Origin of the sequence: Hoylesella loescheii DSM 19665 = JCM 12249 = ATCC 15930 (assembly GCF_000378085.1) — a bacterium.
Classification (GTDB): domain Bacteria; phylum Bacteroidota; class Bacteroidia; order Bacteroidales; family Bacteroidaceae; genus Prevotella; species Prevotella loescheii.
This window is the reverse complement of sequence record NZ_KB899218.1, coordinates 111,717-134,549: the sequence shown is the minus strand read 5'-3', so window position 1 is coordinate 134,549 and position 22,833 is coordinate 111,717. Positions and strand designations below refer to the sequence as shown.

At 47.2% G+C, this 22,833-nt stretch carries 13 protein-coding genes; 2 read left to right on the top strand and 11 right to left on the bottom strand.

Features of this window, described 5'->3' with window-relative positions; genetic code table 11:
* Positions 1-2 precede the first annotated feature (2 nt).
* A complete protein-coding gene (locus F453_RS14285) occupies positions 3-965 on the bottom strand; it encodes a YitT family protein (RefSeq protein ID WP_025790003.1) in 963 nt (320 codons plus the stop codon).
* A gap of 563 nt (positions 966-1,528) precedes the next feature.
* The gene (locus tag F453_RS0110245; protein WP_009237576.1) at positions 1,529-1,855 is read right to left on the bottom strand and encodes a cupin domain-containing protein; all 327 of its coding nucleotides are present in this window, start codon (positions 1,853-1,855) and stop codon (positions 1,529-1,531) included.
* Between the two features lie 207 nt (positions 1,856-2,062).
* Between F453_RS0110245 and F453_RS0110240 the strand changes: the two genes are divergently transcribed.
* Positions 2,063-2,728 carry a Crp/Fnr family transcriptional regulator gene (locus tag F453_RS0110240; RefSeq protein ID WP_018967923.1) on the top strand — a complete coding sequence of 222 codons (666 nt, stop codon included), beginning with the start codon at positions 2,063-2,065 and terminating at the stop codon, positions 2,726-2,728.
* Between the two features lie 313 nt (positions 2,729-3,041).
* Here the strand turns inward: F453_RS0110240 and F453_RS0110230 are convergent, their stop codons facing one another.
* The 5 genes from F453_RS0110230 to F453_RS0110215 all read right to left on the bottom strand — a co-directional run bounded on the left by F453_RS0110230 (position 3,042) and on the right by F453_RS0110215 (position 10,068).
* Positions 3,042-4,700: an AMP-binding protein gene (locus tag F453_RS0110230; RefSeq protein ID WP_018967921.1), complete on the bottom strand. Its 1,659-nt coding sequence runs from the start codon at positions 4,698-4,700 to the stop codon at positions 3,042-3,044.
* A 13-nt stretch (positions 4,701-4,713) separates the two neighbouring features.
* Positions 4,714-5,268: a helix-turn-helix domain-containing protein gene (locus F453_RS0110225; RefSeq protein WP_018967920.1), complete on the bottom strand. Its 555-nt coding sequence runs from the start codon at positions 5,266-5,268 to the stop codon at positions 4,714-4,716.
* 405 nt (positions 5,269-5,673) lie between these two features.
* A complete protein-coding gene (locus F453_RS16270; protein ID WP_148295821.1) occupies positions 5,674-5,901 on the bottom strand; it encodes a hypothetical protein in 228 nt (75 codons plus the stop codon).
* A gap of 357 nt (positions 5,902-6,258) precedes the next feature.
* On the bottom strand, positions 6,259-7,800 hold the full coding sequence (locus F453_RS0110220) for a membrane protein (protein WP_018967918.1): 1,542 nt from the start codon (positions 7,798-7,800) through the stop codon (positions 6,259-6,261).
* 213 nt (positions 7,801-8,013) lie between these two features.
* Positions 8,014-10,068 carry an HD family phosphohydrolase gene (locus tag F453_RS0110215; RefSeq protein WP_018967917.1) on the bottom strand — a complete coding sequence of 685 codons (2,055 nt, stop codon included), beginning with the start codon at positions 10,066-10,068 and terminating at the stop codon, positions 8,014-8,016.
* Between the two features lie 607 nt (positions 10,069-10,675).
* Between F453_RS0110215 and F453_RS0110210 the strand changes: the two genes are divergently transcribed.
* Positions 10,676-11,392, top strand: a complete 717-nt coding sequence (locus tag F453_RS0110210) for a Bax inhibitor-1/YccA family protein (protein ID WP_018967916.1) — start codon at positions 10,676-10,678, stop codon at positions 11,390-11,392.
* Positions 11,393-11,988: 596 nt separating this feature from the next.
* Here F453_RS0110210 and F453_RS0110200 read toward each other — a convergent pair.
* The 4 genes from F453_RS0110200 to rpoC all read right to left on the bottom strand — a co-directional run bounded on the left by F453_RS0110200 (position 11,989) and on the right by rpoC (position 22,830).
* Complete coding sequence (locus F453_RS0110200) at positions 11,989-12,834, bottom strand: hypothetical protein (protein ID WP_148295818.1); 846 nt, start codon at positions 12,832-12,834, stop codon at positions 11,989-11,991.
* Positions 12,835-12,855: 21 nt separating this feature from the next.
* Positions 12,856-14,388, bottom strand: a complete 1,533-nt coding sequence (locus F453_RS0110195) for a RagB/SusD family nutrient uptake outer membrane protein (protein ID WP_018967913.1) — start codon at positions 14,386-14,388, stop codon at positions 12,856-12,858.
* 23 nt (positions 14,389-14,411) lie between these two features.
* Positions 14,412-17,549, bottom strand: coding sequence for a SusC/RagA family TonB-linked outer membrane protein (locus tag F453_RS0110190; protein ID WP_018967912.1), 3,138 nt, complete (start codon positions 17,547-17,549; stop codon positions 14,412-14,414).
* A 946-nt stretch (positions 17,550-18,495) separates the two neighbouring features.
* Complete coding sequence (gene rpoC / locus F453_RS0110185; protein ID WP_018967911.1) at positions 18,496-22,830, bottom strand: DNA-directed RNA polymerase subunit beta'; 4,335 nt, start codon at positions 22,828-22,830, stop codon at positions 18,496-18,498.
* Positions 22,831-22,833: the final 3 nt, after the last annotated feature.

The following is a 22,833-nucleotide window of genomic DNA, read 5'->3' as shown; positions in this document are numbered from 1 at the left end:
GTTCAGCTGTTTGCAACACGTGTTTCGCCATTTGGGGCTGACGCACTGCTAGCTATCAGCTGTTCTCCGTCGATATTTTGCAACTTATTTTTCTTGCGTTTAGTCTTGAACTTGTCGAAACCTAGTCCATAAACGCCAATTACTGAGCTTTGCGAAACAAAGGCAGCGGGGTCAATTTCGTTGATGATGGAGAAGATTTTGGCCGATTCGTTTTGGCGAGCCAGCACAAAGAGCATCTTCACTTCACGGCCCGAGTAGAAGCCGTTGCCGCTGATGGTGGTGCATCCACGTTGTGCGTTGACGTTGATGGCACGCCCAATCTGCTCGTATTTCTCGGATATGATGAAGAACTGTACCGACTGATGCATCATGTTCACCACCTTATCTACGCAGACGGAGAAGATAAAGAGGAAAATGTAGCCGTAAATCACCTCTTCCCAATTGCGTAAGGCGAAGTAGCTAGCTGTAACAATGGAGATGTCTACCAGCAAGATGAGTTTGCCTAAGGAGATGTCGTGGTACTTGTTAATCATGGCCGCAACCACGTCGGTACCACCTGTTGAGGCGTTGCTGGCTAGTCCTAGTCCCACGGTACAGCCCAAACTGGCCGCACCTAGCACGATGGCCATGAACGGTTGGCCTTGCAAGAGGGTTGAACCTTCCATCCAATGTTGCCCCAAGGCACTGAAGATGGTGAACATCACGGCTGCATAGAGCGTTTTAATGCAGAACTGCCAGCCCAACACCTTTAAGGCGATGAGCAGCAAGAGGGCGTTTACGCCTAGGAAAGTAACTTGAACCGGAATGTTCAATCCCCAGTAAAGAATGGATGCCAAGCCTGGTATGCCACCCGTGGTGATGTGATTCGGAAGTAGGAAAATAGCCCATCCCAAGCTTCCGATGAACATGGCGATTGTTAGTAATACTAGGTCTTTTAGTAGCGTGTATCTTTTTAACGTCAACATACTTTGGTTTTTTATGCGACAAAGATACACAATAATCGCGAAAAAAGAAAAGAGGACAATAAAAAAAATGAGAAAGGATGAGAAGTTTTGAATAAGTAGGGGTTTCCCTATACAGTAGTTGACAACCTATGCACGTTGTATATGAAGGACATTGAGGTAAATTCTCATGCGTGTGTTCATTGCTCTTAAAGGCTTTCTTGTTTTCACTTTGAGTATATGAAATGTAATGAATCACTCCTTATTTATATATAGGGAACGGTGCGCACAAAGTGGGCTCATGTCGCTTTAAAATGTTCTTTGCCAGTTAGCGAGTAAACAATTTGACCTGCAAACGAGTTGCCTAGACCTCCATGCATTAAGCCATTGGCTTTACAAAAGCATCCATATTATGCCATAAAAATGACGGACAGAAGGCTCACGCCTCTGCCCGTCGACTATGAAAAATTAACTAAACAATCGATGAAATAACCTTCTTTTCTCACTCCTTGGTAAGTATGTTTCTCGCCACCGCAACGTTCAAGCAAGCTTAACATTGCCCTTGTGACTTAACGAAAATGGGTACGTTAACCCCTAATCATTGTGAGCAACATCTTGAAACGCTTGTGAGCGAACAAGGCGTGGGGATGATTGGCGGGCATGATAATCATTTCGCCAGCCTTAACAACGTGCGGAACGCCGTCTATCTTTATTTCTGCCTCGCCTTCTATCACCTGCACGGTAGCATCGAAAGGGGCAGAATGTTCGCTAAGACCTTGTCCTTCGTCGAACGCGAAGAGCGTAAGGCTGCCAGCATTGGCATGTACAAATTCCTTACTAACAATGCCACCTTCGGCATAAGCAATCATTTCGTTGGCAACGAGTACCGTTCCTTTTTCTATTTTCTTATCCATATCAATATGAGTTTATGAGTTGACAAGTTTATGAACTTATGAGTTGACGGGCTGGCAAGCTAACAAAGCAACGTGAAGATCGTTTGTACCTGATACCCGTTTTACGCTCGTTAATACCCGTACAAAATTCATACCAAGGTTTAAGAGGATAACATTTGTGACCAAAATAGGATGCCATTACAATAATTATAGCTACATTTGTAACCGATGGAGAAGATAATCAAGAATGCGCTGACACGTTGCCCACTGTTCAACGACGTAAGTGAGCAACGCCTCGAACAAATCGTGGCCAGCGCCAAACATAAGTTAGTAAAGTTCGACAAGAAAGACATCTATATTCTTGCCGGCATGCCCTACCGCCACGTAGACATCGTTGTGGAGGGCGAAATGGTAGCTAGGATGGTGAGCCTTTCGGGCAAATCGGTGGAAGTGAGCCGTCTTGTTGTGGGCGATTTGGTTGCGCCTGCTTTTATTTTTGCCAAAGACAACCTGATGCCCGTTAGTGTTGAGACGGAAAAAGAAACAACGGTGATGCGCATGTCGAAAGCCGATTTCGTGGAACTTATCGATACCGACCCCGTGTTACGACGCAACTTCATAGCCACGCTGTCAAACATCGACGTGTTTCTTACCAAGAAAATGCGCGTGTTAAGCCTCTTCACCGTCCGCGAAAAGGTAGGTTACTTCCTCAAAGAGGCATCGGGCAAGCAAGGTTCGAACGTGGTTTTGCTCGATAAGTCGCGACAAGAGATTGCCGAAAGCTTTGGCATTCAGAAGTTCTCGTTGCTAAGAACCATGTCCGAACTGCAAGAAGCTGGCGCCATTCGGGTAGAAGGCAAACGCATTACGATACTAGACCGCAGCAAGCTATAACGGCTTCTCTAATCACGAAGTCCACTTATAAGGCTCTAACAGCCTTCTTATGAAGGGTGCATTTGCTGCGTTGTCGACAACGAGGTTATGGCCAAACGAACATTGCTTACCCTGCATATTTGCACCATGCGCACTATATGGCTGAGAGAAATAAAAAGAGAACGCGAGTTAGGCATTATGCCCAACTCGCGTTCTCCTTATATATATGTGTGCGGCAAGGTGCGTATCGCGGAGGATGTTGCTATCCCGCTAAGGCCCAATTGAACCCTTACAGCCAAGCGCACGTCATGCTTCTTGCCGATAAACGCCAAGATTATTTGGCGTTATCCTTTTGCCTAATCTCCACGCGCCTAATCTTTCCGCTGATGGTTTTGGGCAATTCGTCAACGAACTCTACGATACGCGGATACTTATAAGGTGCCGTTTCGTGCTTCACATGCTCTTGCAGTTCCTTCTTCAGCTCGTCGCCTGCACGACTTTTCCACTTTTCGTGCAACACCACTGTGGCCTTAACTACCATACCGCGAATCTCATCGGGTACGCCCGTAATGGCACATTCCACCACGGCAGGGTGTGTCATCAGTGCACTTTCCACTTCAAACGGACCGATACGATAGCCACTACTCTTTATCACATCATCGGCTCTGCCCACAAACCAATAATATCCGTCTTCGTCGCGCCATGCTATGTCGCCCGTGTAATACACGCCGTCGTGGTTGGCTTGGTGGGTTAATTCGGGGTCGCGATAATACTCCTTGAAGAGTCCTAATGGGCGTTTGTCGCCCACGCGAACAACAATCTGACCCTTTTCACCATCCTCGCACGATGTGCCATCGGGGCGAACAAGGTCTATATCATATTGTGCGTTGGGCTTACCCATCGATCCTGGCTTGGGTTCCATCCACGGCATCGTGCCCAGAGTCATACATGTTTCGGTCTGTCCGAAACCTTCCATCAGCTTAACTCCCGTGCGTTCGTAGAACTTGCGATAAACGGCGGCGTTCAATGCCTCGCCTGCCGTGGTGCAATAGGTAAGCGAACTGAGGTCGTAATCATTGAAATCTTCGTGTATGAGGAAGCGATATACTGTTGGTGGAGCACAAAACGAGGTGATGCGATACTTCTCTATCATGCGCAATATTTTGTCGGCAGAGAACTTTTCATGATCAAACACGAACACGGCAGCACCTGCAATCCACTGTCCGTATAGCTTTCCCCACACGGCTTTTCCCCAACCAGTGTCGGCAACGGTAAGATGGATGCTGTCAGGACCAAGGTTATGCCAGAACACACCTGTGGGAATGTGGCCCAAGGGATAAAGAAAATCGTGGGCAACCATCTTCGGTTCGCCGCTCGTTCCACTGGTAAAGTACATCAACATGGTGTCTTCGTTGTCGTTAACGTGACTAGGACGCACAAAGGGAGCGGCCTTTTCTACGCCCGTTTGCCAGCAAAGGAAGCCTTCGGGCACGTCGGGGCCGATGCTAATGAGCGTCTTCACCGTAGGACTGTCGGGCATTGCACCCCTTATCTGCGTAAGAACATAGTCTTCGCCCACACATACGATGGCCTTAACGCTGGCGCTATTGTTGCGATAAACAATGTCGTGGGTGGTGAGCATGTGGGTGGCGGGAATGGCCACAGCACCTATCTTGCACAAGGCCAGCATGGCAATCCACCATTCGTACTTACGTTTAAGGATGAGCATCACCATGTCGCCACGGCCAATATCCAACTCTTGGAAGTAAGAAGCGGCGCGATCGCTCTCTCTTTTCAACTCTGCGAAGGTGAATATATGTTCTCCTCCTTCGTCGCTAGTCCATATAAGGGCCGTTTTTTCGGGGGCTTCGGCCGCCCAAGCGTCCATCACATCGTAAGCGAAATTAAAGTTATCCGGAATGATGAACTGAAGGTTCTTATTATAATCTTCTGTCGAAGTGAAACTTGTTTGCTTTAAAAATCTTTCTACCATCGGTGTTTTTCTCCTACATTATAACACATAAAAACTTCACAGGCTTACCCCCTAGGGCTTGCATGCGATGTGGTTTTGTGGCGTCGAAGTAAACGCTGTCGCCCTCTTTAAGTATCATTACCTTCTCGCCAAGCGTCAATTCCATCACGCCTTCAACGATATAGTCGAACTCTTGACCGTTATGGGTGTTCTTGCGATAGGATTTTCCTTCGGGAAGTGGGTCTACTTGCGCGAGGAAAGGTTCCATCTTGCGACCGCGGAAACCACTGCCCAGACTTTGATACTTATAATCGTTGCCACGTTCTACACTCAATCCGCTGCCTTTACGTGTGAGATAGTAGGCGCTCATACGAGGTTCTTCGCCAAAAAGCAGCACATCGAGGTCGATGCCATAGCGTTTCGAGATTTTCGCCAAACGATAAACCGAAGGGTCGGCCGTGCCGTCTTCCATCTTCAAGTAATGCTCTAGGGAGATTTCACACAGGTCGGCAATCTCCTCTGCGGGTATGTTTAGCACTTCGCGCAAGCCTTTAAGGCGCTGCCCGATTGATTTTATTGATTCTTCCATTGTTTCTATTTAAGTTCTTTCTTGTACCTCAAAGGTACGTTTAAACGCACTGCAAAAATATGTAAAAGTATCCTATTCCCATCTTTTATTGTTCCGCTTTAAAGGGACTTTAAACATTTTAACAAATTTACCGCACGTTTAACGGCTGCATGTGCAGTATTTTCGAGCCTTCGTTTGAATAGGAAACGATAGACGCTTAAACTATAAGGAGAAGCGAAAAACGTAGAGACACGCGAGGTCGGGATAAGAGATGTTCGCTATGTCGACTATCGCGTGGCGCTAGTTAGTGAGACTGCCATTCGTTTTTTATCTAATCTTGCTCAAGATAGCATCGTATCTTATCTCGAATTCACGTTACGTTTGATGCGAGTTTGGCACCATCTAGGCTGTTCATTCCACAGCCTATCACGACCAACAACCCACCTCTCCGCCCTCCAAAGTCCATCTTTCATTCCCCACCCAATAAGCGCTTGTAGTGAGTTTTTTAAGCTCTCGCTTTGGTACAGCTAAGATGGAAACCTGTTCCAGATAAGTTGGAATTGGGTTCCAATTCAACTGGAACAGCATTCCAGATAACATGGAACAGCCGTCCAAAACATGTTTAGCACTGCGGTTAATGTAATAATGCATAATCAGAGCTTAGAAAATGCATTTTCTGAACGATGAAAATGCGAATGACGGAGGGGTTGATTGGTGAGTTTGGGATAAGAGACCATGCCCCCTGAACAAGATTGGAGAGGTAAAGGAATGGTTATCTTGCCAACTAGTGCTACGCGACAGAAGCCATAATGATTGTGTTTTATCCCCACCTAGCGTAGAAATGACTTTGCCGTGAGCAAATAGCCGACAGGCACTTGTGTTTTAAAGAAAGGATTATCGCAGGCCTTGTGCAACGCATTTGGCGAACAGACATAAAAAGGCCCATATCGTTTTGTCCTCGCGGATGAAGATATGGGCAGAGAATTAGAGAGTTAGATAAAGTATTAATTCTTAAAAATCGATGTCAAGTCCCACACCCAACACCTTGTTGGTACGGGTAAATCGATCTGTATTGTCGAGCGTAACGGTGGCCAAAGGATTGGCGTTTGTCACCACCGTTTGCTTGTATTTCTTGTCGAAGTTCTCGTAGTTGGTCCAGAAGTAGGCCATGTTGAGCCTCATGTTCTTGGCCAATCGCACCTGAGCACCAAAGCCAATAGAGTAGCTACTGGTAACGAAGCTCATGTCCGAGAGGTATGCGCCGTCGCCCAAGCTGTATTGCGTGCGCTGTCCGCCTGCACTAATAGTGATGTCGGGCGTTATGTCCCACTCCATACCGGCCAAGAATTCTTGCGTGTTTCCACCAAGAAGCTTTTGCTTATCGTTGGCCATTTTCGCGCTCTTGTCAAAGTAGAGATGGTACGAAGCCATTGCGCGGAGGTTGGGTAAGATGGAATATTGCGCACCCGCAGTCCAGAGGCCGGGCAAGTCGCTTGGTGTATTCACACCGTGTTGGAACAGTCCCGTGTCGTCAACCTTGGTGTTATTCTCTATGTTGAGATGCGTATTGAACTCCAATCGCGTACCGAAGTTCCAACGGCCTGTCTTAAAGTCCAGACCGATAATTGGCGTTACGCCCCATCCCGTTTGTGTACATTCCAAGTGTTTATCCTTCACCTGACCCTGTTTTTCGGTCATCAGCTTGGCGCCACCTTCTGCCTGAGCCGCTCCAGCAAGCAATTTAGCCTTCAATGTAGCATCGGCTGTGGCCTCGGCTTGTGCTTTCAGCGCTGCAGCTTGTGCGTTAAGCTGACTTGCTCGGTTGCCGAAGTAGCCATAGAGGTTCTCGTTTGCACCGGCAATGTTGGCCGTTATGTTCGTGATACTTCCCGTATACTTGTTGTAAACATAGTTCACACGCATGCCTGCGTATGCCGAGAGGTTGTCGTTAAACTTGTATGAGGCACCCATTTGTACGCCAAAGATGTATTGTTGCCCATTTATGTTGCTCGATAACGAGTAAGCAGGGGTGGCAGATGCTAGTCCAGCTTGTGCCAAAGCTGCTGGGATAAGTGCCACTTGACGTTCAAAAGAACCCAATCCCTCATCAAACGTGGCCTTTCCACCACCTCCTATGAGGCCGACACCCAGTTGGAAGCTCCATTTTTCGCCTACGTATGCACCTTGGAACGAAGGAAGGATGGGCACCGAGGCCTTTCCTACATACTTCTTGATGCCTTCGGCGTCGCCGCCATTCAGCATAAACGGCTTATAAAAAGGAGTAGATTGAGCTGCTTCCACTGCCATTCCGCTTTGAATGGTACGTGTTTGGTAGGCGTTTTGGAAGTTAAAAGACAAATGCCAACCTTTTTCAAGGAAGGCTATACCAGCTGGATTGCTGTAAACACCATCGATAGCGATCACGCCATCACGTGCAAAGTTGCGGTTGAAAGCAATGTTTTGGTTGGTGTTCGTTAGAAGTCCCCCAGCGAACAACGATTGGCAAGACATTGCCAAGACAGCGGCCACACTGGCCTTTTTTAATGAGCGCATATTAAACAGTTGTTAATATTCTTGGTTACAAAGTTAGTGAAATTGTTCGGATTATTACTATTTACCTTCAACTTTTAACCAATCTTAATGTTATTATTACGATATTATTTACTAGAATCATCGTTTGTTGCACGTAATCAATAAATTGTGCAGATGGGGCAGGGCGTTTCTTGCAATCTGCCCTATAATATTTCGTGATACAAGGGCCCTGCATCACGCCTGTTTCAGTTCTGGATATGAGACGCGCGTATGATAAATACTCTTGAGTCTTTCTAGCATAACGGCCTTTGCCACGGCAATATCCCTAAACGTAATGGGGCATTCCTTAAAGTGCCCTTCTTCCAATTGAGTGTCGACCATACGATCAATCAACCCCTTGATACTCTCTTCGGTGTACTCGGGCAGCGAGCGCGAAGCGGCCTCTACGGCGTCGGCCATCATCAATATGGCCTGCTCGCGGGTAAAGGGATCAGGACCAGGATAAGAGAAATCGCGAACATCCACCTCCTCATCGGGGTGTTCGTTCTTATAGTTAATATAAAAATACTTAGCCATTCCCGTACCATGGTGGGTAAGGATAAACTCACGAATGAAGGTGGGAAGATTGGCTTTCTCGGCCATTTTCAATCCCTCGGTTACGTGACTGATGATGATACGCGCACTTTCCTTATAAGGCAAGCCCTTGTGGGGATTAACGCCCACTTGGTTTTCGGTGAAAAACACAGGGGCTTTCATTTTCCCAATGTCGTGATAAAGTGCTCCCGTACGCACCAGCAAACTGTCTGCTCCAATGCGATTGGCTATCTCGGCCGCCAAGTTACCCACGGTGATAGAGTGCTGGAATGTGCCTGGCGCCACCTCGCTCATCTTTCGTAGCATACCCTTGTTGGTGTTGGAGAGTTCGAAAAGCGTAACGTTAGAAGTGAAACCAAAGGTGCGCTCGATAACGAACATCAAGGGATAGGCCAGCAATAGCAATACGCCGTTGGCCACAAAGTGGCTGTACATGTTCACTTCAAAATTGCCGATGTCGCCCGTTTGCATCAACTGCAGCGTAAAGAACGTAACGAAGTTGGCCACGGTTACGAACAGGGCGCACTTAAATAACTGTGCCCTACCCGACAGGTCGCTCAACGAATAGATAGCCACCAAGCCACTTATAAGCTGTAAAAGCAAGAATTCAAACTGGTATTTCACAGCTACGGCGCAGATGAGCATTGATACAAGGTGGCTGATGAAAGCTGTACGCGAATCCATGAACACGCGAATAAACATCGGGCCGATAGCAAACGGGATGATATACACGCTTAACAGGCTGTGCTCCATAAAGAGCGACACCATCACGGGATAAACGGTTATCATCACATAGAGCATCACCACCGAGCGAGCCTTACCCAAATATTGCGGCCTAAACATCACAATGAAACACGTGAAGAGGCAAAGCAGCATCAAAACGTAGATAAACTGCCCGATGACGGTATTCTTTATCTCGGCCTTCGACACGTTGCGGCGTGCCGTTTCCTTCTCGAGCGATGCCAAAACACGGTACGAATAGTCGTTCACAATCTCGCCGCGGTCGATTATTTTCTGACCCGACAGCACCATGCCACTTGCCAATGGCACCGACCCCAACAAGTCGTTTAGCTCGGTTGTAGTGCGATTCTTATCGTAGGTCATGTTGGGTTGCAGATAGCTAACGACATTTGCCTGTTGCAACGCCGTACGATAGTCGGCCAGCACGTTGTCGCGCAACAGCTGTTCGTAGGCTTTCAGCGTGCTGTAGATGCATCCTATCTGCATGCTTTGCACGCGTTTGCCGATGATAACGCGTACCATATTGACCGAATCTTTGGCTATGCTGTTATATTGCGGTGTGCTAATGATACCCGCTTGATAAAGGCGATGCAGCCTATCGTATAGCGTTCGCATCTGAGCAGCCGGCAAACCGGGAATGCCCCGAGGGTAATCGGCATGCAACTTGCCTAACTGTCGCCTTTCCATTCCCTTGTCGTAGTTGTAGTAGGGTTGGAAATAAGCCAGCAGCGAGTCTTTCTCTTGCTGTATAACCGCATCGGATTTATAAACGGGGAAGTCGAATTTGGCGATGAGCGACGCATACATCCATGGCTTACCCACATCGTAACGCATCTGCGGCGTATTGTTTCGCGGCAGAAACCACACGATGACCAACAGCGACACCAGCACGAAACCGCTCAATGAAAGCACGCTGTTCAGGTTGCGACCTTTGGTTATAATGGATTTGTTCATCTTTATATTGAAGTTAAGGAGTTAAGAAGTTAAGGCGCTAAGCCCACCGCCTTGCAGCAGTGCAGTTGGTTGACAAGTTTATAAGTTTGCAAGTTCACGAGTTTTGGGCATACAATTTTCTTTGCCCCACAACACCAAATATATTGGCTTAATATCTTAACTCCTACGCTTCTTTAACTTCTCAAGTCTTTAACTTCTCTACTAAATCTCCACAGTTGACTTATTATTATACTCTGCGAAAATACGAAAAAGACACCATATAGTAAAGGAAAATTTGATTTTTCGTGCTGCATGGCATTGATTTGGTTCGTTTTTTGTACAAAGGCTGCAATATAACATGTCTTATATGTTCATTTTTTGCAGTTTGTAAGTCACCATGTTCGTGGGTTGTTCTATCATCTCCACTTGCCCTTAACTTATATGTAAACATACTGTTAAACAGCTAGTTAAGCGTAAAAAGGCGACTAACGAGCAAGAAAGAGCGCCAAAACCAAGAAGCAGAAAAGTTCAAAGCATCCAATAGTTAAAATCTTTGAAAGTTTAATCGCTTATTGAAGAAAACACCGTATCTTTGTGATTGCAAATCAATTAAAGAAAAACAAAAGTTATGGAACAACAAGATTTGGACAGACTAATAAGAGAAAAAGAGGGTGCACTTTCGTTAGCGTTTCCTGCGCTGATGCGTAAGGTATATGTATGGATGACCTTAGCCCTCATCATAACAGGCGTAACGGCCTACGGTGTTGCACATTCAGAAGTGTTGATGCAATCGGTGTACGAGAGTCGTGGCATCTTCTGGGCACTTCTCCTGGCCGAACTGGGATTGGTATATGGCATCAGCCGCTTTATCGATAGGCTGTCGCTAACCACGGCAACATTGCTTTTCATCCTCTATTCGGCACTTAATGGTGCTACACTTTCTGTGATATTCCTAGTTTATTCGGCTGATGTTATCACCAAAGTGTTCTTCATCACCGCCGGAACGTTTGGTGTTATGGCCGCATTTGGCTACTTCACCAAGGCCGACCTCACAGGTTTGGGCAAGCTGCTTATCATGGCGCTCGTTGGACTTATTATTGCCTCGCTGGTAAATCTCTTGTTGCTGAAGAGCAGCAGCTTCGACCTTATACTAAGTTACATCGGCGTTTTGGTGTTCGTTGGTCTTACTGCGTACGACTCGCAGAAAATTAAACGCATGCTGGCACAGGCAGAAGACATGGGAGAAGGTGCACAAAAGACGGCCTTGATGGGTTCGTTAACGTTGTATCTCGACTTCATCAACCTCTTCCTTTACCTGCTCCGCATCTTCGGTCGCGAACGTTAAGTGCCTCATCCCACCCCTAATCTTGGGGAGAGAGGGTGAATAACATGCCTCGTTGCAGCCTCACTTGCATTTCGTTTGCTTTGTGGCAGCTTGGCATATCACCACACTTATCACTTAGAGAATGGTTTGAAATGAAGCCTATCCCATAGGTAAGAGATAGGTTACAAGCTCTTTTTCCACCCCAACACAGTCGGAAGTAAAGCCCGTTTTCATACCTTCTTCGCAGGCGCACATGTTTATTGTAACGCCATTGCTAAAATATCAGCTCGGAACGACAAGAAGCCAACAGGCCTCTTTTGTTGTTCCGAGCTGTCGTTTTTACGACATTTCAGTATATTCAAGTTGACGAGTTGATAAACTTACTAATAAGAGCATTAGTTTACCCTTTCACCTTTGCGTTATCTTTTTCACTCTTTCGCATTTTAATTGCTGGTTTCACTCTTATTCTCCCCATGAATAAAAGCAGGCTTAACGCCTTCCCCATTGGGTTAAGCATTAAGCCCACAAACTGAATAAATATCGCGTTAGGGACGCATGCTAGGCATGCACACATTAACATCTTTTCTTTATAAAAAAAGGTCTATTACCCTAGGCTTTTATTGTCCTGGCCAACCTTCAAACCATTTATATGTGAATTTTCCACCAGGATAAAGTTTCCCTCCTTTTGCAACAAGGAAAGTAAACGTATATACATTCCCTTCGCTTGTTAGTGCGCAGTAGTTAGGATATTTAACAGGATTCCAGTACATTGTATAACCCAGTGCATTAGTCGTCTCAAGTGGGAATGTACCTACATCTTTAGAAGCGGCATGGTTCTCGTCAAGTTTAAACTCGATGTCAGCCCCTTTCACTCCATCAGCGCGGTACACGCTGTATGGTTCAACTAGCCTATAAACGTTGCTTCCCTTCCCATGTTCAACAACGACGGTGTCTGTTGCTCCATCGTCTGAGAATGTGAAGTCGGTGAAAGAAACGCGGCCAGCCTTTTCCCACTCATAATCGCATTTGATGGATATTGAAGTGGTGTCGAAGACGGTGGTAATGGCAGGATCCCTTTGTGCTTTCTCTGATTCTGCCAAGGCTAAGATTGCTTTATATATCTTGCCTTTCTCCATGCCGGTGGCTTTCACCTTGATTGTCGCAGCGTTCTGTCCGCTTTCAAAACTTACACTTCCTTGGGTTTCGTCAACAAAATTGTCTGCCGTTTCAGTTGTTAATGTATAGTGAGCGGTATAGTTTCCATCAGATTTTACCCTAAGCAACTTTACTTCGTAAAGATATTCTGCGTTTGTGCTGAGTGCCTGTGGTAGTTGTTTCTGTTCAAACGATATGCTTTGGTTCGTAGGCGTATACGTGTCCCTCACGTTCTCGGTGTCGCATGCTGCAAACAAGAACCCACCTAACAACGTAAGTGTTGCCATTAATACTTTAAACTTTACCATAATTACAATTATTAGTTGTTATTAATCTCCCATTGGGTTCTGGTCTGTGTCTGCTTTCATATTTACATTGCCGTCGAATTCGCTTTGCGGGATTGTAAGCACCCACATGTAGCTTTCAGGATCTTCGGTAGGCCTTGTCTTTAAGAGGTATGACGCCATAGTCCATCCGTCTGCGGCTGTTCTCCTGAAACCTTGCCTCAATCGGCGCAAGTCGTTCATTCGTCCAAACTCGCCCCAAAGTTCTATGCGTCTTTGTGTAATAATTTCTTCGAGAAGCGACCCCTTTTCTTGGCTAGACACTTTGCCTAATTCCGTTCCAGTCTTGTCTGTTGTGTATTTGGGGTCTCTCATCTTCATTAGTTCCATGAGGTACTTTTTAGCCTCGGCGTCGTCGCCCAATCGGCACGCGGCTTCGGCTGCCGTGAGATACATTTCTTCAACACGCATGAATATATAATCACCTGTTCCTTCTTTGGGATTTGCAAAGTGGAATTTATCTTGTTGATAACCACTTTTCACCTGCGCGCCATCAAACGTGTTGAAATGCGAATGAGGATTCCACCATTTGCGACGATCGTCGGTAGTGTTCATTTTTGCATATAAAGTTTGCGAAATCTGTTTGGGTGCCCTTCCTCCATATTGAAGAGTATCCATGTGCGAGAAGAAGTTTGCCCAGCCTCCACTTTGGTCAGCTTTTATTTCCATCCCCCAAAGTACGTTGTCTGCCTTTGCATTATTTAAGCCACGAAATCCTTCAATCTTAAGAATTTTACATTTGCTTGCATTTATAGCCTGCAAAGCAGCCTCTTTAGCATCTGCCCATTTGTTTTCTACCATTTTAACTCTGGCAAGCAAGCCCTGTACCGTGGCATAGTTAAGATGGCTGACATGCTTTTTGTTCATGCCTTTAAGTTTTTCTGCGGCTTTGGTTAGGTCGGACTCGATCTGTGCATAGACAGCCTCGTTAGAAGAACGTGGCTGGCCAGTGGTGGAGGGCACTGTCGGCCCAGTGTAGATGGGCACACATTTTTCCTTTTCGTGGCCAACAATTGTGCGTGCGTAAGTTTGGGCTAATGCAAAATAAGCAAAAGCCCTAAATCCATAAGCTTGCCCCACAACATAATCAACGGCCTTAGGGTCGCCCGCCATTGTGGTTTCGGCCGCTAGTATATAGTTAGCACTGGCGATGATGGAGTAGTTGTCGTTCCATATGTTATAGCATCTTTCGTCCTTGCGGGTGTACAAAGATTTTATTTTGTAAAGTGCATCCCAACTAAACCAACCGTTTCCTTCTTTTCCTAATATCATGTCTTCTGCCATCATGTCGTGCATGATAGCCATACTTGCTACCCCGAAATGTTCGTGATTGTCTACTGCATAGAACATTCTGATGATGCCGTTGACGGCAATTTCTGCAGAAGAAGCATCTTTAAGTACAACATCGCCCGAGATAGACCCCGTTGGGCTGGTGTCTAACAGACTGCTGTCGCAGGAAGAAAGCCCCACTGCAAGTCCCAACAGTCCGTATATAGTGATATTTACGAATGTTTTCATATTGACAAATTTGGTATGTTTGTTTAGAATTTCACTTCAAATCCCACGGTCCAAGTCTTGGCTGGGGCGTAAGAGAATGTATTCGTTCCCGAAAAATTGTATTGTGGATCCAATCCATCCATATGGCAGAACAGAGCAAGATTGTCTACCGATGTAAAGAGACGAGCTGAAACAATGCCAGCTTTGCGAGTGAGCGAGGCGGGGAATGTGTAGCCTAGCGTAATGTTTTTGATGGCAAAATACGACGCATCGAGTAAGAAACGGTCGTTTGCTATGGAAGCGTCGCCATAAAGCGTACGCGGCACATCGGTTTTGTCGCCCACCTTTTGCCAACGGCGCAGTGCGTTCTTATGCCATGTTTGGTTCACATAATCTGGTGACATAGACGATGCATAGAGGTTGTCGTACACCTTTCCACCAATAGAATAAACGGTGAGTACATACAAGTCGAAATCTTTGTAAGTAAGACTTGAGCCAATACTGCCATAAAGGTCGGGAATGCGGCTTCCCAAATAATATTTGCTGTTTGTTGCTTCTTCCACCTTCGATGTGATGTATTCGCTGCCTTCTATCATATTGCCGTTGGCATCTTTCTTGTAAGCCCAATACAATTGCTTGCCAGTAAGCGGGTCTACACCAGCCGCACGTGCCATATAGAAGGTGTTAAGGGGAAGCCCTTCCTTAATAGAGAATACGCCACTTAGAATTTCTGGTGTCTCTTTCGTTAGCTTTAACACCTTATTGCGGGTGGTGGTACCCATCCATGTGAGTTCCCAACGCCAATCTTTCGTCTGAATGGGCGTTCCCGAGAGCGAGAACTCCACACCCGTGTTGCGAACGTTACCTACATTGGCATTGTAGCCGTCGAAACCCGTAGAGGTTGCCATAGGGTACGAAAGCAACATGTCAGACGTTTTGCGGTAATAGTATTCAAAGCCCAGTTTCACCCGTCCGTTAAACAGCGATGTTTCAAGTCCGGCGTTCAAGTTGCCGTTCTTCTCCCACGACACACCTTTAGTCTCCATACTTGAGATTACAGCACCCAAGTTGTCGGCGTTCTTATAACTCAAATTATAAAGGCTTTGCCAAGCGTAAAGTTTACCAATATTGTCGTTTCCCTGTTCTCCGTAGCTCACTTTCACGTTAAGGTTGTCTATCCATTTCACGTCTTTCATAAACGCTTCGTTAGACACGCGCCAATTTCCGCCCAACGACCAGAATGTACCTTTGTTGCTGCTGCGGTGGAATCGCGAAGATGCGTCTTGACGCAACGATGCCGAAAGATAGTATTTGTCGTTGAAATTGTAGTTTACGCGGCTCAAGAGTGAATTAATTCGATAAACATTTGTGTAAGAGTCGGCAACTTTCATGGTTGTTCCAGGGCGTAGTTCGTATATACCGGGAGCAAGGTTAGACTTAGCTGCTTCTAAGAACGAATAGATGTACTCATAGAACTCGTGTCCCAGCAACACGTCCATATGATGTTCTCCGAAAGAGCGGTTATATGTTAGCAATTGGTTGAACGTGTAGCTCTGAGTACGTCCATTTTCCTTTGTTATTAGTCCGCCATCTTTCTTTTGATTGCCATGAAACATGTTCTTATAGTCCATTTCGTATTGCGACTGATAATCTAAGCCGAAGTTTAAGGCGAGTTTAAGTCCTTTGAACCAGCCAAATCGTTCGCTGTCGCCACCGAAAACCATTCCGGTACGTACACCTGCAATGTCTCGAGTGCGATCCGACTTGTCGTCAAGAATACTTCCTAAAGCACTGAAATCACTTAATGAGCCTGGGCGTCCGCTTTCTCCATAGTCGGGCATGGGATTTCCGTTTGCGTCTAACTTGGTTGTGCCGTCAGCATTCTTTACATATACGGGGAACAGCGGATTAATGAATTGTGAAGTGTACCACACGTTAGAGGTGGCTGCTCCTGTATAGTTGCTGAAATCTGATTTACTATGCGCCAATGACAAATTGAGATTAGCTGAGAACCAATCGGTAACCGCCGTGTTGATATTAGCACGCCCGCTGTAACGCTGGAAACGTGTGGTAACCAGCATACCCTCTTCGTTGAGATAGCCCATCGAGGCAAGCCATTGTGTTTTGTTGTCGCCGCCCGTTATAGTCAATTGATGCTCATGTCTAAATGCTCCTTCGTGCACAACTGCATCAAGCCAACTTTCGTTCCATGCAGCCTTCGCATCGGGACGCACCATACCTGTTGCAGGATCTATGATTTTGTCCCAAGTATAGTTTTTAAAGGGATTATATAGCTCCCCGCCCAGCTTTCCACTTAGGCCGTTTCTTCCGTCTTCTTCGGCTTCAGTCCATGTCTTACCATTGTTGAAGTAGGCATTGTTGCGTAGGCTTTCGTATTGCAGTTGTACATATTCTTCTTGCGAAACGGTTTTATATTGTTTTAGCGCACGGCTAGCCCATCCAGCTGTTGACCGCCATGTTACCTGTGCTTTTCCGCTCTTTCCTGCCTTAGTAGTAATCAGCACAACACCATTGGCACCGCGCGCACCATACAATGCACCGGCCGATGCGTCCTTCAGCACGGTTATCGACTCGATGTCGGAAGGGTTGATGGAGTTGAGACTACCGTCGTAGGGTATGCCGTCCAAAACATAAAGTGGGTCGTTAGATGCGTTGATAGAACCGAAACCACGAACGCGGATGGTTGCACCCGTGCCAGGCTGGCCTGTACCAGACGTCATGAGCAATCCCGAAACGTTTCCCTCCAAGGCTTTGGTGGCACTAGTTATCGGGCGAAGTTCTATCTTCTTATTATCAACGTTCTGTGCTGAACCCGTAAATGAAGATTTCTTCGACACACCATAGGCCACCACCATCACTTCGTCGATGGTATTGTCTACGCTTTCCATTTCTACGCGCATGTTAGTCTTAGCTGGTAGAATTTTGGTTTTCATGCCGATGTACGAGATTTCTAGTCTGGCATTAGCGGGAACGGAGAGTGAGAACTTTCCGTCGAGGTCGGTAATGGTGCCAGTGCCGGTGCCCACCACTTTTACCGAGGCTCCCACCACGGGTTCGTTGTCGGGCAAAGCCACGACTACTCCACCCACGCGCGTTTGCGCCAGTGCCATTCCTGCCGTGAGGAACAGGCATGTCAGGAATAAGATTAGCCTTTTGAACATAATACTACGTTTTTAAATTACTACTTTTTGGTTTCTAATCAAAATTTTCCTACTGTCTATACAAAAGTGTATAGGCATGCGAAATAGTCTTAAATCATAGCGTTTCGGGGTGTTCTTCTCCGTTTTTCACGCAAGGGGTTGCAGCTAAGCAAATGGATTTGACCTAATACCATGCATCCGAGTCTTAGTGCAGAGGGTGCGGTCTTCAATCTTCTCAAGTTAGTTTCATCAGGCCTTACCACTTTTTATGGTGATAGTATGCATGATATCGCAAATTTATGAAAACATCTTTTAAACGCCAAACTTTTTGAAAAGAAAATGCACTTGGGTCTTTATATTTTTACTTTCTTGGATGTTTATAGCGCCAGTATGTAATAATATCACGTCTTATAGCATGTTTTTGTCTATCCTTTATTTTATACGAGTTAATCAGGATGTGAGCTTTTACATAACGCCCTATGCTCGGTTAGTTTACAAAATTGTATTAAATGCCGTTCTTTCATTGGGTAATACTTTTTCAACTAAATACTTATTCTCTACCAAGCCTATCTATAGCTATATACGAATGCATAAATCCCATCGTGTTAACACTCTTATCAATTTGCATTTTGGGTTTAGTTGCAACTGGCAATCTAATGGCGTGTTATCAGTTTTGGTGTTAATGGGTGAGTTACATCTTAGCTGGAATCTTGTTCCATGTTAATTGGAACAGTGTTACATATCAACTGGAACAAGGTTCCGGATAAGATGGAACACACGTTCCAATTGTATGGAATAAATTTAAAGTTGAATAAACGCATAACAAATCGATTGATCGGGTGTCATGGTTTCTTTGAAGTTGTTTGGTGATATGCATCAAAAAAGGCCATCGGCAATAATACCGATGGCCTTTTTATTATTATACGCGCCTTAAATGGCGGAGATTATGCGGTTGACACGCAGGTGTTTACTCTTGCGTTGCCGCTTCTTTCTCAGAATAATCGATAACGTTCTTGCGGTTGGCTTGCATGCGGTCGTACTCTTCTTTTGAGCCAACGATGATGCGATCCCATTGACGAAGACCCGTACCGGCAGGTACGAGGTGTCCGCAAATAACGTTTTCTTTCATACCTTCGAGGCGGTCTACCTTTCCGCGTATTGCTGCTTCGTTTAGCACTTTGGTGGTTTCCTGGAACGAAGCGGCACTCATGAAGCTCTTTGTTTGTAGAGCTGCACGCGTGATACCTTGCAAAATCTGAGTAGAAGTGGCAGGTACGGCATCGCGAACTTGTACCAAACGGAGGTCGCGACGCTTGAGCGAAGAGTTCTCGTCGCGAAGACGGCGAGCCGTAACGATTTGTCCTGCGTGCATGGTTTCGCTGTCGCCAGCGTCGGTTACAACCTTCTTGCCCCAGATGCGGTCGTTCTCTTCCGAGAAGTCGAGCTTGTCTACCAGTTCCTGTTCTAGGAAAGTGGTATCGCCTGGGTCGTTGATTTGCACCTTGCGCATCATCTGACGTACGATAATCTCGAAGTGCTTGTCGTTGATCTTCACACCTTGCAGGCGGTAAACGTCTTGCACCTCGTTAACGATATACTCTTGTACAGCGGTTGGACCCTTGATGGCAAGAATGTCGTTGGGCGTAATCACACCGTCGGAGAGTGGTGTTCCTGCGCGAACGGCATCGTGTTCTTGCACCAGGATTTGCTTCGAGAGGCTGACGAGGTATTTCTTTTGGTCGCCAGTTTTCGAGGTAACAACGATTTCGCGGTTACCACGCTTAACCTTACCCATGGTAACTTCGCCATCGATTTCGGACACAACGGCGGGGTTGGAGGGGTTGCGTGCTTCGAAAAGCTCGGTAACACGAGGCAGACCACCCGTGATGTCGCCCGCACCACCTACGGCACGAGGAATCTTAACGAGGGTTGTACCCGTCTTAATCTTGGCTCCGTCTTCAACCACTACGTGACCACCCACAGGGAAGTTGTACGTGCCGAGCACTTCGCCATTGGCTGCCACGATGTCGCAAGTAGGCATTTTAGAGCGGTCTTTGGCGTCGGTGATAATCTTTTCGGTAAGTCCCGTGGTCTCGTCGGTTTCTGCACGGAAGGTCACACCTTCTACAACGTCGTGGAACTTCAACGTACCAGAGTATTCGGAAACGATAACGGCGTTGAAGGGGTCCCACTTAGCGATGAGCGCACCTTTCTTAACCACTTCGCCGTGCTTGTTGTAGAGCGACGCACCATAAGGAACGTTGAGCGTAGAGAGCACGATTGAGGTGTTGGGATCTACGAAACGGATTTCGGCCAAGCGGCTTACCACCATCTCGCAGTTGCGCTCGCCCTCGTCGGTATCTTCAACGAAGGGTACGGTACGCAATTCGTCGAACTCGATACGCGAGTCGTTTTTAGCCACGATAGAGGCATTGGCGGCTGCGTTACCAGCCACACCACCCGCGTGGAACGTACGAAGTGTAAGCTGCGTACCTGGCTCACCGATAGCTTGGGCAGCGATAACACCCACGGCTTCGCCCATTTGCACCATTCGGCTAGTGGCCAAGTTGCGGCCGTAGCACTTCATGCAGACACCATGCTTGCTTTCGCAAGTGAGCACCGAGCGAATTTCAACGCTCTCGATGGGCGATTCGTCGATGATGCGAGCAATGGGTTCGGTTATCTCTTCGCCAGCGGTAACGATAAGTTCGCCCGTTGTGGGGTGGATGATATCGTGCACGGAAACGCGTCCGAGGATACGTTCGTAGAGCGTGGAGATAACCTCATCGCCGTTTTTAAGGGCTGTGCAGACTAGTCCGCGCAGCGTTCCGCAGTCTTCTTCGTTGATAATCACGTCGTGCGAAACGTCAACCAAACGGCGTGTGAGGTATCCAGCGTCGGCCGTTTTCATAGCCGTGTCGGCAAGACCCTTACGTGCACCGTGCGAAGAAATAAAGTATTCTAGCACCGACATACCCTCCTTGAAGTTGGAGAGGATAGGGTTTTCGATAATCTGTTGTCCTTCGGCGCCCGCCTTTTGTGGCTTGGCCATCAGACCACGCATACCCGAGAGCTGCTTAATCTGGTCTTTCGAACCACGGGCACCCGAGTCGAGCATCATGAACACAGCGTTGAAGCCTTGGTCGGCCTCGGTCATCTGCTTCATGAGCACGTTACCCAAGTCGTTGTTTACGTGTGTCCACGTGTCGATAACCTGGTTATAGCGCTCGGTATCGGTGATGAACCCCATGTTATAGTTCTCGGTAATCTGGCGTACTTCTTCGTGGCCGCGCTCAACAATCTCTTCTTTCTCATTAGGAATGATGATGTCGTCGAGGTTGAACGATAGACCGGCAACGTATGCCATGCGGTAACCCAAGTTCTTGATACCATCGAGGAATTCGCAAGCGCGGGCCATACCCACACTCTTAATAACGTCGGCGATGATGCCACGCAGAGTTTTCTTCGAGATGATGTCGTTGAAATAGCCTACCTCGTCGGGGATAATGCCGTTAACGATAACGCGTCCCACGGAGGTTTCTACCATTCGGGGTTGCAGTTTACCGTCAACAAGGTCGGTCACTACTACCTTAACGGGGGCGTGTAGGTCGCATCGGCCTTCGTTGTTGGCGATGATGGCCTCTTCGGGTCCGTAGAAAGTGAGTCCCGAACCCTTTGCACCTGGGCGTATCTTGGTGATATAATAGAGTCCGAGCACCATGTCTTGCGAAGGCACGGTGATAGGCGCACCATTGGCGGGGTTAAGGATGTTGTGGCTTTGCAGCATCAGCACCTGTGCCTCGAGAATGGCCTCGTTGCTCAACGGAAGGTGAACGGCCATCTGGTCGCCGTCGAAGTCGGCGTTGAACGCAGTACAAGCCAAGGGGTGAAGCTGAATGGCCTTACCCTCGATAAGTTTGGGTTGGAAAGCCTGAATACCAAGACGGTGAAGCGTAGGGGCACGGTTGAGGAGCACAGGGTGGCCCTTCATTACGTTTTCTAGGATGTCCCAGATAACGGGTTCGCGACGGTCAACAATCTTCTTGGCGCTCTTCACCGTCTTAACAATTCCGCGCTCAATAAGCTTGCGGATGATAAACGGCTTGTAAAGTTCGGCTGCCATGAGTTTGGGCAGACCGCATTCGCCCATCTTCAACTCGGGGCCAACGACGATAACCGAACGTGCTGAATAGTCTACACGCTTACCCAAGAGGTTTTGGCGGAAACGTCCGGCCTTACCCTTGAGCGAATCGGAGAGCGACTTGAGTGGTCTGTTGCTCTCGCTCTTCACGGCCGAGCTCTTGCGCGAATTGTCGAACAGACTGTCGACAGCCTCTTGCAGCATACGCTTTTCGTTGCGGAGGATAACCTCGGGAGCCTTAATCTCAACCAAACGCTTCAAACGGTTGTTACGAATGATAACGCGGCGATAGAGGTCGTTGAGGTCGGACGTGGCGAAACGTCCACCATCCAGCGGCACGAGCGGGCGCAATTCGGGCGGAATAACGGGGATAATCTTGAGTATCATCCACTCTGGGCGGTTGATTTCGGTGCTAGAACGGAAAGCTTCTACCACCTGCAAGCGCTTCAGAGCCTCGGTTTTGCGCTGTTGGCTAGAGTCGTTGTTGGCGCGATCGCGCAGTTCGTAAGACAGTGCATCGAGGTCTAGGCCAGCCAAGAGGTCGTAAACGGCCTCGGCACCCATCTTTGCAATGAACTTGTTGGGATCGGAATCGTCGAGGAATTCGTTGTTAGGGTCTACTTGAGTTTCGAGTATGTTAAGGTACTCGTCTTCTGAAAGCAAGTCCATTTGGTGCGATCCGTTGAGGTCTTCGCCCTCGCTATCCTTGCGTCCTTCCAACACACCAGGCTTGATGACGATATACTTTTCGTAGTATACCACGGTGTCGAGCTTCTTCGTGGGCAAGCCCAAGAGGTAGCCAATTTTGTTGGGAAGCGAACGGAAGTACCAGATATGAGCTACGGGTACTACGAGTTCGATATGTCCTGAGCGTTCGCGGCGCACCTTTTTCTCGGTTACTTCAACGCCGCAACGGTCGCAGACGATGCCCTTATAACGTATGCGCTTGTATTTTCCGCAGGCACATTCGTAATCCTTTGTAGGACCAAAGATGCGTTCGCAGAAAAGTCCGTCGCGCTCGGGCTTGTATGTACGGTAGTTAATGGTTTCGGGTTTGGTTACCTCACCATACGAATTTTCCAAGATTTCTTCGGGCGAAGCCAATCCGATGGTAATCTTCGTGAAATTGTTCTTTACCTTTGTATCTTTCTTAAAAGCCATTTT

What these genes read in the sequence shown, in the direction of transcription:
- F453_RS14285 (WP_025790003.1), bottom strand. Translation starts at nt 965, where the DNA reads ATGTTGACGTTAAAAAGATACACGCTACTAAAAGACCTAGTATTACTA.
- F453_RS0110245 (WP_009237576.1), bottom strand. Translation starts at nt 1,855, where the DNA reads ATGGATAAGAAAATAGAAAAAGGAACGGTACTCGTTGCCAACGAAATG.
- F453_RS0110240 (WP_018967923.1), top strand. Translation starts at nt 2,063, where the DNA reads ATGGAGAAGATAATCAAGAATGCGCTGACACGTTGCCCACTGTTCAAC.
- F453_RS0110230 (WP_018967921.1), bottom strand. Translation starts at nt 4,700, where the DNA reads ATGGTAGAAAGATTTTTAAAGCAAACAAGTTTCACTTCGACAGAAGAT.
- F453_RS0110225 (WP_018967920.1), bottom strand. Translation starts at nt 5,268, where the DNA reads ATGGAAGAATCAATAAAATCAATCGGGCAGCGCCTTAAAGGCTTGCGC.
- F453_RS0110220 (WP_018967918.1), bottom strand. Translation starts at nt 7,800, where the DNA reads ATGCGCTCATTAAAAAAGGCCAGTGTGGCCGCTGTCTTGGCAATGTCT.
- F453_RS0110215 (WP_018967917.1), bottom strand. Translation starts at nt 10,068, where the DNA reads ATGAACAAATCCATTATAACCAAAGGTCGCAACCTGAACAGCGTGCTT.
- F453_RS0110210 (WP_018967916.1), top strand. Translation starts at nt 10,676, where the DNA reads ATGGAACAACAAGATTTGGACAGACTAATAAGAGAAAAAGAGGGTGCA.
- F453_RS0110200 (WP_148295818.1), bottom strand. Translation starts at nt 12,834, where the DNA reads ATGGTAAAGTTTAAAGTATTAATGGCAACACTTACGTTGTTAGGTGGG.
- F453_RS0110195 (WP_018967913.1), bottom strand. Translation starts at nt 14,388, where the DNA reads ATGAAAACATTCGTAAATATCACTATATACGGACTGTTGGGACTTGCA.
- F453_RS0110190 (WP_018967912.1), bottom strand. Translation starts at nt 17,549, where the DNA reads ATGTTCAAAAGGCTAATCTTATTCCTGACATGCCTGTTCCTCACGGCA.
- rpoC (WP_018967911.1), bottom strand. Translation starts at nt 22,830, where the DNA reads ATGGCTTTTAAGAAAGATACAAAGGTAAAGAACAATTTCACGAAGATT.